This is a genomic window from Desulfosarcina cetonica JCM 12296 (assembly GCF_001311845.1).
GTDB classification, from domain to species: domain Bacteria; phylum Desulfobacterota; class Desulfobacteria; order Desulfobacterales; family Desulfosarcinaceae; genus Desulfosarcina; species Desulfosarcina cetonica.
Genome location: NZ_BBCC01000028.1, coordinates 1 through 14,610, shown reverse-complemented (window position 1 = coordinate 14,610; position 14,610 = coordinate 1). Strand labels below are relative to the sequence as shown.

Sequence of the window (14,610 nt, the reverse complement as noted above, 5' to 3'; positions counted from 1 at the left end):
TTCCAGGATGGAATGAGGTAATGATGCACAGGTCGATCCATACAATCTGCATAGTCCTTTTTGTTCCGCTTCTTTTCTGGGCGACGGCCCAGGCGGGCGTTTACAAATTCAAGCAAGACGGTGTCTGGCATTTTACCGACGATCCAGCCGCCCTGCCGGCCGACCAGCGACCCGCCACGGTTGATGCTCCCGCCTTGCCGGATGCGGCCCCCACCGATTTGACGGCCCGCTTGATCGCGGCCTTATCCCCTTCGAATGCCATTGAGACAGCGGCGCTGGCCACCGTGTTGATCGAAACGGGGTCGGGATATGGCAGTGGTTTTTCGTTACCGCCGATGGCTACATCCTGACCAACAAACATGTGGTCCGACCGCAACGCGTGTCGGGCGCAACGCAGGCTGCGGACACCTCGGCCCAGGCCGCGGTATTGGCCCGCCGGACGGCCCAAATCGACATCCAGGCCCAGCGGCTGCAGGCTTCCCGGGATGAGCTGGATGCATTCAAACGATACATTGACGATCAGCCCGAATCGGTCACTCGGCAATATAACGAGTCCCGTTATCGGGAAAGCCTGGCGCGGTATCAGGCCGGCCAGCGCGCCTTGGACGAAGCGCGGCGTAAGCTATCCGCCCAGCGATCGTCCCTTGAAGCGGCGCTTTTGCAAAAACGGATCGATGACGGAATGGCGGCGCTCAATCAGAATTTTACCATCCGTCTGGCCGACAATACGCCACTTTATGCGTATGTGGTGGAAATCAGTGACGATAACGATCTTGCCGTGCTCAAGGTGGATGGTTACGCCACACCTTTCCTCAAGGCCCGGAATCCCCTCACCTGTGCCCAGGGAGATCCCGTATATGCCATTGGTAATCCTGTAACTTTGCGAAATTCAGTCGCTTCGGGCGTCGTTTCCGGTTTCAAGGGGCCTTTTGTCAAAACCAATGCCCAGATTTATCCGGGCAATAGTGGCGGTCCCCTGGTAACATCCCAGGGGAACGTCATTGGCATCAATACGTTTAAAACGCTGACCCGTAAGTTCGAGGGACTTGGCTTTGCCATCTCCATCCAGGTCGCCTTGGATGATTTGGAATCGATCTGAATCCCTTCCCACCGTTTCTCCCATGGCCATTGATACGCTTTTCAAACAATGTCCATGGGCGCCAAACCAGTTGACAATAAACGGAGAACCGTAGTATGCAGGTGCTACATTTCATTTCATATCTAATGGTTAGACGATGCCTTACAACAGGGAGACCCAAAAAATGAGCATGCCCTGTAGGCGACCGATGATGTTTTTGCTGGTGTCGGTCCTGTTGCTGGCGCTATTGCCGACTTTCCCGTTGATCGCTGCGGACCTATCGCCGGAGAGAAATGAAGCCGACTTTTCCGTCGACGCGACCCTTGCGGCCCCAGGTTCGGACAGTCATCCGGAAGCGGATCATGCCGAGGGTCATCAAGCCCATGTGGACCTCGGACCGGGCTTGCCGCTGTGGAGCTGCATTCCTTTTGCCTGCATGTTGCTTTCCATCGCGCTTTTTCCCCTGCTGGCGCCGGAATTCTGGCACCACCACTTTGCTAAGGTATCCGCATTTTGGGCGATAAGCATGGCCGGTCCCTTTCTTTTTGTTTACAAAGGGGCCGCGATATATGAGATCGTTCATATCCTGCTGGCCGACTATGTCCCTTTCATCATCCTGCTGTGGGCCTTGTACACGGTATCCGGCGGTATTCTGCTCAAGGGCTCCCTGCGGGGAACACCCTTGGTCAACGTTGTCATTCTGGCCTTGGGGACACTGCTGGCGTCCTGGATGGGAACCACCGGGGCGGCCATGTTGTTTATCCGACCGTTTTTGCGTGCCAACAACTATCGCAAAAACCGGACGTTCATGGTGGTATTTTTCATTTTTCTGGTGGCCAATATCGGCGGCGCCTGACACCCTTGGGCGACCCCCCGCTGTTCCTGGGGTTTTTACATGGCGTTTCCTTTTTCTGGACGCTGCATATTGCCCCGCACATGCTGACCGTGTCCGGGCTGCTTTTGGTGATCTACTATTTTGTCGACCGTTACCATTTCCGCAGGGAAACCGGCCGGGTGCCGGAAACAGAGGCCCATAAGACGCCTCTCGGACTGGTGGGCATTCACAATTTTATTTTTCTGGGGGGCATCATTGGTGCCGTATTGATGAGCGGCATGGTGGACTGGGGGCAGGTCAATGTGCTCGGCGTCCACCGCGGCGTCCAGGATTGGGTCCGGGACGGCCTTTTGATTGTCATGGGCATTCTTTCGATGACCACGACAGCCATCGAGATCCGTGAAGAGAATGACTTCACCTGGTTTCCGATTCTTGAAGTGGCCTATTTGTTTGTTGGCATCTTCATTACCATGATTCCCTGCCTGTTGATCCTAAAGGCCGGAAGCCATGGGCAGTTGGCCTTTCTGATCAACGCGGTAAAGCAACCGGTGCATTATTTTTGGGTTACGGGGGCACTTTCGGGCTTTCTGGACAACGCCCCCACCTACCTGACGTTTTTCAATACGGCGCTTGGCAGCCACTATCCGGGCATGGCCGAAGCCCAGGCGGTGCCGCTTTTGATGTCGGAGAAGATTCTCTATCTGGAAGCCATCTCCGCAGGTGCCGTCTTTTTCGGTGCCTGCAGTTACATCGGCAATGCCCCGAACTTCATGGTTCGTTCCATCGCCGAGGAAGCTGGCACCCCCATGCCCAGCTTTTTCGGGTATATTGTAAAATACACGCTTGTTTTTTTACTGCCATCATTTGTGGTAGTGACCGTTATCTTCTTTCTTTGACCAAAGGGGGTGGCCGCGGATGCGCTTCGAAACCCTGCTTTTCCATACCCGGTTCCGGGAGTTGGCCTTCAATTCGTTGAAAACCATTCTCCAGCTAAAAAGCGCCGGGCTCAAGAAAGTGGTCCTGGCCCACGTGATCCCACGGGAAGATGTCGCGTTTGTTCCCTATGGCGGGACCTTGAAGGATGACATTCAGCGCTTTCAGGAGGAGGCGCGGGTAACCTTCGATGACTGGATCCGAACCCTTGCCGACCCGCAGATAACCTTCACCCAGCGGATCGAAATCGGCGCCCCCAACGCGAAAATCCTGGAAATGGCCGAGGAAGAATCGGTCGACCTGATTGTCGTGGGGCGCAAAAAACGGACGCTCATGGAGAAGGTGTACGTGGGCACGCATGTGCTCGATGTTCTGCGTCGCAGCAGCGTTCCGGTATTGATGAGCAAATACATGGTCCAATATGAGTGGCAGGGTGAATCCCTGATGCGGACCAATGACCAGATCTGGCAACGCCCCTTGTTGGCCACCGACTGGTCGGACCCATCCCGCCGTGCCCTGGATGCAACCCTGGCCATGCGCCCGCTGGTGGAAAAAATCGGCGTGGCCCATGTTTTGGGACAGCGTCGCACCAAGCACCTGGCCCCGGAAGCGGTCGAGGCGCTCATCGCCGAGAGCAACCGGCGGCTTCAGACCTACTGCCGACAGATCGAAGATGCCGGTGTCCCCAATGAATCGCATCTGGCCATGGGACGAACGGTCGAGTCGATCATCAAGCTTTCGCGAGACTACAATGCCACGTTGATTGTTATGGGCCGTACGGGCAAGGACTGGTTTCAGGAATACTGGTTGGGGGGTGTTTCCCACCAGGTTGCCGAACTGAGTGAATTGCCTGTGCTGTTGGTCCCATAGGAGCCGACGTTCATCGTCAAACGGCGAATGATACCATGATTCAAGAATTAGAAAACGCGAAAATCGCTATCGTGGGCGGGGGGCGGTTCTGTGAAAAGCTCCTTCGCCACCTGTTTAGTGAACATTTTGCCGGCCGGCATCCGGAGGTTCTGGGGGTTGCCGATATCAACCCCAAGGCCGTGGGGATGGTCTATGCCCGTGAGAAGGGTATCATGACCTGCGGGGACTACCGCGAGCTCTGCCGCCTGGAAGGACTCGAAACCATCATCGAAGTGACCTGGGATCTGGACCTGGCCCGCAACATCGCCAAGATCAAGCCGGCCGAGGTCACGCTGATTGACCACCAGGATTCACGTTTTCTATGGGATTTGCTCAAGCTGGAGACGATTCGCGAGGAGGCGTTGGCGGACCTGGGTGCGGAAAACCTGACCCTCGAAGCGGTGCAGGCGCGCATCGACCAGGGCTTTCGCCGGGCAGCCGACATTCTCATGCAACGCAACCGGCGGTTCAAACAGATCGAAAGCGAGCTTTACGAAAAGGAAAAGACCCTCAGCCAGATCATCCAGGGCAGCACCATCCCGACATTTGTGATCGATCGTGACCACATGGTCACCCATTGGAACCATGCGCTGGAAAAAATGACCGGTTTTCCCCGCGAGCCAGCTCGTGGGTACCCAGAATCACTGGAAACCCTTCCGCAAACACCCACGCCCCATCATGCCGATGTGATCCTCGACCAACTGGAGACAGGGGAGATCAATCATTATTATGGTTCCAAGTGGCGGCCGTCGACCCTGGTGGAGGGTGGTTTCGAGGCTGAAGAGTTTTTCGATCACCTGGGGGAGGACGGCCGCTGGCTCTTCTTTACGGCCGCTCCCATCAAGGCCTCGGACGGAACGATCGTCGGCGCGATTGAAACCCTGTGGGACAACACCGAAAACCGTCGGGCCGAGGTTGAGCGGCGCAATTATACCCGCCGCATCGAAGAGAGCGAGCGAACTCTGTCCCAGATCGTTGCGGGCAGCGCCATCCCGACCTACGTGCTTGACCGCGACCATGTGGTGACCCATTGGAACCACGCCCTGGAGACCCTTACCCGCTTTCCCGCGGCCAGGATGGTGGGAACCCGCCGCCACTGGGAGCCTTTCTGGGATAGCGAGCGGCCGACCATGGCCGATGTGATCCTGGAAAAGCGCAGCGAAGATGAGATCCGCGAACTGTACGGTGAGCAACAGTGGCGCAAATCGGAGCTCATCGAAGATGCCTACGAGGCAGAGGTCTTTTTTCCCAGGTTGGGCAGCAATGGCCGCTGGTGCTGGCTTACCGCCACACCGCTCAAAACGGCCGACGACACGGTGACCGGCGTCATCGTGACGTTGCAGGACACCACAGCCAAGAAGCGTGCTGAAGCGGAGAACCGGCGCCATGTCAAGGATCTGGAGGAACAGGAGCAGGCGCTTTCCCATATTGTCCAGGGGAGTACCACACCCACGTTCGTGATCAATCGCAACCATATTGTCACTCATTGGAACCGGGCCCTGGAAAAGCTGACCGGCTACTCCGCCGATGAAATCGTGGGCACCAGCCAGCACTGGAAACCCTTTCGCCAGAAAGCCCGTCCGCTTATGGCGGATGTCATCCTGGACCAGTTTGAAACCGGAGAGATCAGCCAGTACTACGGCTCCAAGTGGCGACCCTCTCCCCTGGTCGAGGGGGCATACGAAGCGGAAGAGTTTTTCGAGCAGCTCGGTGAGAGCGGCCGTTGGCTGATCTTCACTGCGGCCCCCATCAAAGCGCCCGACGGCACGCTCGTGGGGGCGATCGAGACGTTGTGGGACTGCACGGAAACCAAACGCTCCGAGGCCGAACATCGCCGGGATCTTTTACGGATCGAGGAGAGTGAAAACCGCCTGAACCAGATTATTCAGGGCAGCAGCATCCCGACTTTCGTGATCAATCAGGAACATGTCGTCACGCACTGGAACCGGGCCCTGGAACGGCTGAGCGGCCACTCGGCCTCCCGCATGGTGGGAACCCGTCGTCAATGGGCGCCATTCTGGGATCAGGAGCGCCCTTCCATGGCCGACATTATTCTGGATCAACGTAGCGATCAGGAGATCTGGGATCTTTATGGCGGCAAGTGGAAACGATCGGAGTTGATCGAGGGCGCCTATGAGGCGGAGGTCTTTTTTCCGAAGGTCGGCAAGGGGGGCAAGTGGCTCTTTTTCACGGCGGCGCCAATCAAATCGGCTGATGGCAGCGTTGTGGGGGCCATTGAAACCTTCTGGGACACCACCGAGAAAAAAGAGGCCGAGTCCCATCGGGCCCGGTATACCCGCGATCTTGAAGAGAGTCGGCGTACGCTGAGCCAGATCATCCAGGGCAGCACCATTCCGACCTTTGTGCTCAACGAGGCCCATTTGGTTACGCACTGGAACCGGGCTCTCGAACAGCTGACCGGTTATCCGGCGTCCCAAATGGTGGGAACCAATCGCCAGTGGGTGCCTTTTTGGGACCAGGAACGCCCCACCATGGCCGATGTGATCGTCGACCAGCAGGGGGATGAGGAGGTCTGGGACCTTTACGGCGGCAAATGGAAGAAATCGGAGCTGGTCGATGGGGGGTATGAGGCCGAGGTCTTTTTCGCCAAATTGGGCAACGGCGGCAAATGGCTCTTTTTTACGGCGGCGCCGATCAAGGCCGCCGATGGCAGCATCGTCGGTGCCATCGAAACCTTGTGGGACAATACGGAAAAGAAACAAGCCGAGACCGACCGACGGCAGTATACGCGCAAACTGGAGGAGAACCAGCACACCCTGTCCCAAATCATCCAGGGCAGCACCATCCGACGTTCGTTTTGAACCGGGACCATATCATTACCCATTGGAACCAGGCCATGGAAAAGCTTACCGGCCATTCCTCGCCGGAAATGGTGGGGACCAATCGTCAATGGGCGCCTTTTTGGGAAAGTGAGCGTCCCTCCATGGGCGACCTCATCCTGGAACAGCGCAGTGATCATGAAATCTGGAATCTTTACGGCGGCCGGTGCAAAAATTCGGAAATGATCGAGGGGGGATACGAGGCCGAAGTTTTTTTCCCCAAGCTGGGACACGGCGGCCGTTGGTGCTGGTTCACCGCCGCGCCGTTGAAGTCCGCCGATGGCAGTGTGATCGGCGCCATCGAAACGCTTTTGGACACCACTGCCATCAAGCGCGCCCAGGAAGAGCAGCGCTTGCGCAATCGTGAATTGACCACCTTGTGCTCCATTTACACGGCCCTGAATGCGCCGACGACCCTTCAGGAGCGAATCGGCGGGGCGGTGCTGGAAATTCGTGACTTTTTGGGGGCCGAGAGCGTCTGTTTATACATGGCCGAGGATACGGGACGCTTTGACCTGCGTTATTTCAACGCCTGTTACGCCGAGCCGGGATATGGTCAGGCCGGACCGGCGGAGGAACCTGGGATCATCAAACAGGTGTCGAAGACCGATAAACCCCAGGTCCACCATCTGGGGACCCACGACGCCGTCAATGGAAAGACCGAAGGCCCCACCTTCGCCTACATCCCCATCAGCGCCAAGGACACCCAGGGGATCGGGGTCATGCGCATCGAAAAGGAGAGTGGCCTTTTTTCGGCCGAGGAACTGCATCTCCTGGATCTCATCGGCAACCGTATTGGCGCCACCATTGAAAATGCGATGTTGCACGATGAAGTGATGCGTAAATCGAAGTTCCAATTCAAGTTGATCAAAAGTGCCAATGAGGGCATCATCGCCACGGATGAAAAGTGGCAAACGGTGATTTTCAACCCGGCCGCCGAACGAATTTTCGGATACAGTGCCCAGGATGTGCTCGGCCGGAAAGATGTCCGGGATTATCTGCCACAACTGGTGCAGGAAACGCTGCTGTCCAATTCGGAAGCCGTTCTCGACGCCAACGAAAGTTCACCCTGGACGGAGACCGAAATCACCGCCAGCACGGGGGAGTCGATTCCGGTGCGTTTTTCCGGTTCGGTGTTGCGTGAAAACAAGAAAAACATGGGAACGGTTTCCTTTTTCCAGGATCTGCGCGAGATCAAACGACTGGAGCGGGATCTATTGAACAGCGAGCGGCTTGCCGCTGTCGGCCAGACCGTGGCCGGCATGGCCCATTGCATCAAGAACATTCTGCACGGGTTCAAGGGTGGGAGCTATCTGGTGGACGTGGGACTGGATCGGGACAACACCGAAAAGCTGCGCACGGGTTGGGCGATGATTCAGCGTAACATCACGCGTACGTCGGACCTGGTGATGGACCTGCTCTCGTATTCCAAAGAGCGGGAACCCGAATTCGAGGTCTGCGATCCCAACGCCATTGCCGACGACGTCTGCGAACTCCTGGATGGGGTGGCCCATGACCATGATGTGCAGGTGGTCAAGGAATTCTCCGACGCCATCGTACCGGTCATCATGGATCCGCGAACCGTTCATCGCTGCCTGATGAATCTGGTGACAAATGCCATCGATGCGTGTATTTTTGATCCTGGGGCCGACAAGGTGCATCAGGTGACCGTCGTTACCTCCCGGGAAGCGGGTGAGATCATCCGGTTTGACGTGCGGGACAACGGTAGCGGCATGTCCCAGGAGGTGAAGGACAAACTGTTCTCTTCCTTTTTCAGCACCAAGGGGGTCAAGGGAACCGGTTTGGGTCTCCTGGTGACCAGCAAATTGGTCGAAGAGCACAAGGGGTCCATCGACGTCATTTCAACCGAGGGGGAAGGAACCACATTCATCCTCCGTTTTCCGGCGCGTTTGCCCGAAGCGGATCGCCCGGGCTGAAGGCTTTTCAGTGCTACCTGAGACGGTTGTTCGATCGGCGGATGGGCAACTCGCATGCAAGGCTTTACCGACAGCGTTGGCCATCAATCGGCCCGTTTGCCACCGACGCTGTTAACGCTAACTATCAATGCGACTTCAAATATTGTGGTTAACTTTCAAGGAGGCCCAACGATGAGCAAAAAAGTATTGATTGTGGACGATGATCCGGATGTCAGAATATTTAATGCAACGGTTGTGGAAGAGAACGGCTACACGCCGATCGAAGCGGCCAATGGTGAAGATGGGCTCAAGGTCCTTAAGAAGGAAATGCCCGATCTGGTCTTGCTGGATGTGCTGATGCCTAAACAAAGCGGTATCCGGTTGTATCGGGAACTGAAAACCGACAAGACCCTGTTGGGGATTCCGGTGATTATCCTCTCCGGTATTGCCAAGCGTACGTTTCTGCGTTCCCAGAAAGCCCTCACCGAATTCGGTGACAAACCCGTTCCCGAGCCGGAAAGCTATCTGGAGAAGCCGGTCGAACCCGAAGACCTGGCCAAGGAGATGAAAAAGTATCTCGAGTAGCCGGCTTGTGGGCAAAACGCCTATTTTTCATCACAGGCAGGCAAGGATGAGACATTATGGAGATTAAAAAGCTGCTATTTGTTACCCGGTTCAACCATCTCCGTTTCGATGCGCTGCTCTCGTTGATGGACTTGAAGAAAGCGGCCTTGAACCATGTGGTCTTTCTCAACGTCATCGAACGTGAAAAAGTCGCCATGCGCCGGGGCAAGGGTTATGAAAAAAGCGCCGAAATCCGGCTTCGTGAAAAGGCCAATATCCGTTTCATCGACTGGGCGGAGACCCTTTTCGAGCAGGGCATGGAGGTGGGGGTCTACATCGTCGTCGGTAGCTTCGCGGCCCAGGTGATCCAGGCCGCTGAAAAAGAGGATGTGGATCTGATTGTCCTGAGCCCGGAGAAGAAGGGGCGTTTGGAGCAGCTTTATTCCGGTTCCGACATCACTGAAATTGTTCATCGTTCCGCTACCCCCGTGTTGGTCTACAAGTACCTTTCGCGCAAGGGGCCGCTGGCCGAGAACCCCTTCGAGAAGCCTTTGCTGGCGGTCAGCTGGTCTGCGACCAGCCAGCGGGCCATTGAATATCTGAAATCCTTGAAGGCGGTGATCCAAGAAGTCGAATTGGTATATGTGGCCAGTGAAAAAGAGTTAAAGGGGACATCCGCCATGGCGATCCAGAAGACGCGCAAGGAAAACCGCACGAAACTGGAAGCCTTGTGCGATGAGTTGGAGGATGTCGGCATTACGGCCAAGCCGCACGTTTATGTCGGGGATACGGTCGAAGAACTCGACAAGGCCGCCCGCGAGTGCCAATCTTCCATGATCATTGCCGGATCCCCGGGAAAGCGTGTATGGAAAGACCGATGGGGGACCAGCATCAGTAAGGGCTTGACAGAAAAATCGGTATTCCCGGTCCTGCTTATCCCTCCGAAAGAGGGATAGCCCCCGGAGCAATTTGAATAAACGTATCTAACCCGTAATGCGATAGATTGAGGAGGCACGATGGCGGTCATTACGATTTCGCGTCAATTCGGCGCAGGCGGCGTCACCCTTGGGAAGATGGTTGCCGATGCTATGGGATACACGTTTGCCGATAGTGACATCATTCAACGTGTGGCCAAAGAGGCCAACGTTTCCACCCATTGGGTCGAATCCTTTGAAAAGGAAGCCGGCAGCAAACTCTCCCGCTTAATTTCCAGCATGGTTTCCAAACGGTGGATCGACCGCGTCCTGGGGGATGAACGCGGCTATCTGGATGAACAGATCTATCTGGACTATCTGGTGTTGATCATTGCCCAGTTCGCCGATGAAGGCGATGTGGTGATCCTGGGACGGGGAAGCCAGTACATTCTCAATGACCACCCCGATGCCTTTCATGTCTTGCTGATGGACGAATTTGACCATCGCGTCAAGTTCATGATGGAGCATTACGACATGTCCTTTAAAAAGGCGGAGCGGATGGTGGAGAGCGAAGACCGCCGGCGAACCAGCCTTTACAAACGGTTGGGTAAGACGGACTATGATAACCCTCTTTTATACCACATGGTCCTGAATATGAGTAAAGTAGACCTGGAAACGGGCCGCGATATGATTTGCAAAGCGGTTAAAGAGCGTTTCGGTATCGGCGCCGCTTGATTCGTTGACGGATTTTTTGTTTAAGTGGTTTAACTTGAAAAGCCGTTGCGGCCAGCCGAGGTAGCGCAACCCAGACAGACGCCGGTTCCGGTGTGCATCCGGTTCCGGCGCTGATCGATATGCCGGTGGATATCGGCTCGATGGTTGCCTGCCGGGTTGCAGCGGCTTTCGGTATTGGCACCGTCGTAACATCATGATGCCGATGTGTTTTTGACAATACGTTTTGATTGAAGGAGACTTTGATGACCAATAAATTTTTATTCACGTCCGAATCGGTAACCGAAGGTCATCCGGATAAAGTGGCGGATGCCATTTCAGATTCCATCCTGGACGCCATCATGGCTCAGGATACGTCCTGCCGTGTGGCCTGCGAAACGCTGGTGACGACCGGTTTGGCTTTTATCGCCGGTGAAATCACCACGGATTGCTATGTGGATATGCCTCAGATCGTCCGTGATACCATCAAGGATATCGGCTACCATTCTTCCCAGATGGGGTTCGACTGGCGGACATGCTCGGTGCTCACCAGCATCGGTCACCAGAGCCCGGATATTTCCCAGGGCGTCACCCAGGGACAAGGGCTTTTCAAGGATCAAGGGCCGGCGACCAAGGGTTGATGTTCGGTTTCGCGACGGACGAGACCCCCGAACTGATGCCCATGCCGATCATGTATGCCCATAAACTGACCCGGCGCCTGTCCCAGGTGCGCAAAAACGGGGGACTTGATTTCCTGCGACCGGACGGGAAATCCCAGGTGACCATCGAATACCATGATGGCCAGCCCAAGCGGGTTGACACCATCGTGGTTTCCACCCAGCATAAACCCGACATCACCCACGAGGATTTGAGCGAGGCGATCATCGAAGAGGTGATCAAGAAAGTGATCCCGGCCAACATGATCGACGGGGATACCCGCTATTTTATTAATCCCACGGGGCGGTTCGTCGTGGGGGGGCCCATGGGGGACTGCGGACTTACCGGTCGTAAGATCATCGTCGATACCTATGGCGGTCAAGGCAGTCACGGCGGGGGGTGTTTTTCCGGCAAGGATCCCTCCAAGGTGGACCGCAGCGCGTCCTACATGGGTCGCCATGTGGCGAAGAACATCGTCGCTGCGGGACTGGCCAAAAAGTGCGAGGTCCAGATCGCCTATGCCATCGGCGTGGCCGAACCGGTATCGGTGATGATCGATCTCATGCATACGGGCGTTGTGCCCAAGGAGCGGGTGGAAACAATCGTCAAAGAGGTGTTCGATCTGCGCCCGGCGGCCATTATCGAATACCTGGATCTGTTGCGCCCCATTTACCGCAAGACATCCGCCTATGGTCATTTCGGCCGCACCGAACCGGAATTTACCTGGGAAATGACCAACAAGGCGGATATTATCCGTGAAAGCGCCGGACTTTAGTCCCGGCCAAGCATTATCGTTTTATCGGGTGCGTTTTCCCGGTAAAGCGAAAAGGAGATTTTATGTTGGATACCGAAACCCATGTGGCAACCGAAGGGATGATGGCTTATGACCCATCGCTGCCATACAAGGTGGCCGACCTGTCCCTTGCCGATTTTGGTGACAAGGAGATGCAGCTGTCGGAAAATGAAATGCCCGGTCTCATGGCGGTCCGTGAGAAGTACGCAACGCAGCAGCCGTTGAAAGGGCTTAAAGTCACCGGCAGTCTGCACATGACCATCCAGACCGCCATGCTCATCGATACGCTGAAATTGCTGGGGGCCGATATTCGCTGGGCGTCGTGCAACATCTTTTCAACCCAGGATCATGCCGCGGCGGCCATTGCGCGCAAGGGATCGGCGGCCGTGTTTGCCTGGAAGGGGGAAAACCTGGCCGAATACTGGTGGTGCACGGAGCAGGCCCTGGTATGGCCGGATGGCAGCGGCCCGGATCTGATCGTGGATGACGGCGGCGACGCCACCATGTTCATCCATCAAGGGGCGTTTGTGGAAAAGGATCCCAGCCTTTTGGATAAAACCTACGATTCGGCCGACATGCAACTTCTCATGGCGCGCCTGAAGGCCAGCCATGCGAAGGACCCCGGCTTTTGGACGCGCATCGCCAATACGGTGCGCGGCGTTCCGAGGAAACCACGACCGGGGTGCACCGCCTCTATCAGTTGGCCCAGAAAGGCGAACTGCTTTTCGCCGCCTTCAACGTCAACGACTCGGTGACCAAATCGAAGTTTGACAACCTTTACGGCTGCCGCGAATCCCTGGCTGACGGCATCAAGCGCGCAACGGATGTGATGATGGCCGGCAAGGTCGTGGTGGTCTGTGGCTACGGGGATGTTGGCAAAGGCTGCGCCCATTCCATGCGGGGATACGGGGCTCGGGTACTGGTGACCGAGGTCGACCCGATTTGCGCCTTGCAGGCCGCCATGGAAGGATATGAGGTGACCACCATGGAAGATGCCCTTGCCGAAGGTGATATTTTCGTCACGGCGACCGGTTGCTATCAGGTGATCACCGGTGCACACATGGAGCAGATGAAAAACGAAGCCATCGTCTGCAACATCGGTCATTTCGACAACGAGATCGAAATGAGCTATCTGGAAAAAAATCCGGAGTGCAAGAAAACGCCCATCAAACCTCAGGTGGACAAGTGGATGCTAAAATCCGGGCGATCGATCATCGTGCTTGCCGAGGGCCGTCTGGTCAACCTGGGTTGCGCCACCGGTCATCCCAGCTTCGTGATGAGCAACAGTTTCACCAACCAGTGTCTGGCCCAGATCGAACTGGCCTCGGGCCAGTATGAGAAGAAGGTGTACACCTTGCCGAAAAAGCTGGACGAAGAGGTGGCCCGTCTGCATTTGGGCCGGCTAGGCGTCAAGCTGACCCGGCTCAATCCCGTTCAGGCCGACTATCTTGGCGTTCCGGTGGAGGCCCGTACAAACCGGACCATTACCGGTATTGATCGACGAAGCATCTATGGGGCAGCGTCAGGTATTGCGAATGCGCTGCATAAAAAATATCGCCGGCACGATGGGGCACTGCCCCATCGTGCCGGTGTCGCCATCCCGTTATTTCCCGTTTTCGGGCAGCATGCCCCTTAACTGCTCGAAGCCTTTATTGACACGGTCCATCTCTTCCGGCGTGGCCGCCAGTTGCTTGGCCTGCCTGAGGATTTCGAATCCGCCGGTGACATCGCCACGATGGCCCTGTACCAATGCCATTCCGACATATGCGGGTGCATACCCCTGATCGAGGCTCTTTGCCCGCAGAAATTCATCGTTCGCCGCGTCAATTTTACCGCGCGTAAGCAGGTTTTGGCCATTCTTCACATGCTGCATGGGCGTGTCCAGCGCCGGTCGAAGGAAAATGGTATCCGGCCCGCAGGCGCTGAGCATCAACATCACCAAGACCAACACGCCAATCGAGCGGTTCCAAGCCATCGGATCTCCTTATCCGCCAATGGGTGGCAACCCTGAACCCACCGATGATGGGATGGACTGATGCTTCTGGTCCGTCACGATGCAAGCCCGGCAGGCTTTCAGGAAATCGAGGTGTTTTGCGGAATGGCGCAGCTTTGCCCCATCTGCGTTGGCGATCACCAGGGCGGTGGGACCGGGGGCGGTGCGGATGGCGCTGATGACCATGGGACGATAACCGACCCGGCCGCCATGCTTGCGGGCGTCACCTATTTTGATGGTTAATAACGTAATAGAAGTATATCCAGGGGTTATAGGGTAAGAATCCGGATTAGTCAACAATCGTCGCCGTGGATTTCAGGGCAATCGCATTTGTCATCGGATATTCGATATTTTTACGCGTCGTCACCGTATAAAACGCGGAACAACGACGCAAATGCGGTTACCCTGCCGCGGATTCTTTGGAAGATGCCAAAGCCCCGGTCTCCGTACCCATGATTTAATTCTTG

Annotated in this window: 10 protein-coding genes and 3 pseudogenes; 12 read left to right on the top strand and 1 reads right to left on the bottom strand. The window is 56.1% G+C overall.

What is annotated here, in order from left to right; genetic code table 11:
- Nucleotides 1-20 precede the first annotated feature (20 nt).
- From JCM12296_RS08860 to ahcY, 11 genes and pseudogenes are all read left to right on the top strand, one after another.
- Nucleotides 21-350, top strand: a complete 330-nt coding sequence (locus JCM12296_RS08860; protein WP_054691645.1) for a DUF4124 domain-containing protein — start codon at nucleotides 21-23, stop codon at nucleotides 348-350.
- Between the two features lie 29 nt (nucleotides 351-379).
- Nucleotides 380-1,099 carry a trypsin-like peptidase domain-containing protein gene (locus JCM12296_RS08855; RefSeq protein ID WP_246804090.1) on the top strand — a complete coding sequence of 240 codons (720 nt, stop codon included), beginning with the start codon at nucleotides 380-382 and terminating at the stop codon, nucleotides 1,097-1,099.
- Between the two features lie 136 nt (nucleotides 1,100-1,235).
- Nucleotides 1,236-2,809: pseudogene (locus JCM12296_RS08850) on the top strand (sodium:proton antiporter).
- Nucleotides 2,810-2,828: 19 nt separating this feature from the next.
- Nucleotides 2,829-3,716 (top strand): universal stress protein, encoded by an 888-nt coding sequence (locus tag JCM12296_RS08845; RefSeq protein ID WP_054691635.1) that lies wholly within the window; start codon nucleotides 2,829-2,831, stop codon nucleotides 3,714-3,716.
- Nucleotides 3,717-3,751: 35 nt separating this feature from the next.
- A complete protein-coding gene (locus JCM12296_RS08840) occupies nucleotides 3,752-6,577 on the top strand; it encodes a PAS domain-containing protein (protein ID WP_054691633.1) in 2,826 nt (941 codons plus the stop codon).
- Between the two features lie 35 nt (nucleotides 6,578-6,612).
- Nucleotides 6,613-8,532 (top strand): GAF domain-containing sensor histidine kinase, encoded by a 1,920-nt coding sequence (locus JCM12296_RS08835; RefSeq protein ID WP_246804089.1) that lies wholly within the window; start codon nucleotides 6,613-6,615, stop codon nucleotides 8,530-8,532.
- Between the two features lie 171 nt (nucleotides 8,533-8,703).
- The gene (locus JCM12296_RS08830) at nucleotides 8,704-9,096 is read left to right on the top strand and encodes a response regulator (RefSeq protein WP_054691628.1); all 393 of its coding nucleotides are present in this window, start codon (nucleotides 8,704-8,706) and stop codon (nucleotides 9,094-9,096) included.
- A gap of 56 nt (nucleotides 9,097-9,152) precedes the next feature.
- A complete protein-coding gene (locus tag JCM12296_RS08825) occupies nucleotides 9,153-10,031 on the top strand; it encodes a universal stress protein (protein WP_054691626.1) in 879 nt (292 codons plus the stop codon).
- Between the two features lie 60 nt (nucleotides 10,032-10,091).
- Nucleotides 10,092-10,724, top strand: a complete 633-nt coding sequence (locus tag JCM12296_RS08820; RefSeq protein WP_054691624.1) for a cytidylate kinase-like family protein — start codon at nucleotides 10,092-10,094, stop codon at nucleotides 10,722-10,724.
- Between the two features lie 242 nt (nucleotides 10,725-10,966).
- A pseudogene (gene metK, locus JCM12296_RS08815) lies at nucleotides 10,967-12,132 on the top strand (methionine adenosyltransferase).
- 62 nt (nucleotides 12,133-12,194) lie between these two features.
- A pseudogene (gene ahcY / locus JCM12296_RS08810) lies at nucleotides 12,195-13,786 on the top strand (adenosylhomocysteinase).
- Here the strand turns inward: ahcY and JCM12296_RS08805 are convergent.
- Complete coding sequence (locus JCM12296_RS08805) at nucleotides 13,754-14,125, bottom strand: tetratricopeptide repeat protein (protein WP_054691622.1); 372 nt, start codon at nucleotides 14,123-14,125, stop codon at nucleotides 13,754-13,756. The pseudogene ahcY and the gene JCM12296_RS08805 overlap by 33 nt on opposite strands.
- Before the next feature lie 60 nt (nucleotides 14,126-14,185).
- Between JCM12296_RS08805 and JCM12296_RS38055 the strand changes: the two genes are divergently transcribed.
- On the top strand, nucleotides 14,186-14,386 hold the full coding sequence (locus tag JCM12296_RS38055) for a hypothetical protein (protein WP_157067487.1): 201 nt from the start codon (nucleotides 14,186-14,188) through the stop codon (nucleotides 14,384-14,386).
- The last annotated feature ends 224 nt before the right edge of the window (nucleotides 14,387-14,610 follow it).

What these genes read in the sequence shown, in the direction of transcription:
- JCM12296_RS08860 (WP_054691645.1), top strand. Translation starts at nt 21, where the DNA reads ATGATGCACAGGTCGATCCATACAATCTGCATAGTCCTTTTTGTTCCG.
- JCM12296_RS08845 (WP_054691635.1), top strand. Translation starts at nt 2,829, where the DNA reads ATGCGCTTCGAAACCCTGCTTTTCCATACCCGGTTCCGGGAGTTGGCC.
- JCM12296_RS08840 (WP_054691633.1), top strand. Translation starts at nt 3,752, where the DNA reads ATGATTCAAGAATTAGAAAACGCGAAAATCGCTATCGTGGGCGGGGGG.
- JCM12296_RS08835 (WP_246804089.1), top strand. Translation starts at nt 6,613, where the DNA reads ATGGAAAAGCTTACCGGCCATTCCTCGCCGGAAATGGTGGGGACCAAT.
- JCM12296_RS08830 (WP_054691628.1), top strand. Translation starts at nt 8,704, where the DNA reads ATGAGCAAAAAAGTATTGATTGTGGACGATGATCCGGATGTCAGAATA.
- JCM12296_RS08825 (WP_054691626.1), top strand. Translation starts at nt 9,153, where the DNA reads ATGGAGATTAAAAAGCTGCTATTTGTTACCCGGTTCAACCATCTCCGT.
- JCM12296_RS08820 (WP_054691624.1), top strand. Translation starts at nt 10,092, where the DNA reads ATGGCGGTCATTACGATTTCGCGTCAATTCGGCGCAGGCGGCGTCACC.
- JCM12296_RS08805 (WP_054691622.1), bottom strand. Translation starts at nt 14,125, where the DNA reads ATGGCTTGGAACCGCTCGATTGGCGTGTTGGTCTTGGTGATGTTGATG.
- JCM12296_RS38055 (WP_157067487.1), top strand. Translation starts at nt 14,186, where the DNA reads ATGCTTCTGGTCCGTCACGATGCAAGCCCGGCAGGCTTTCAGGAAATC.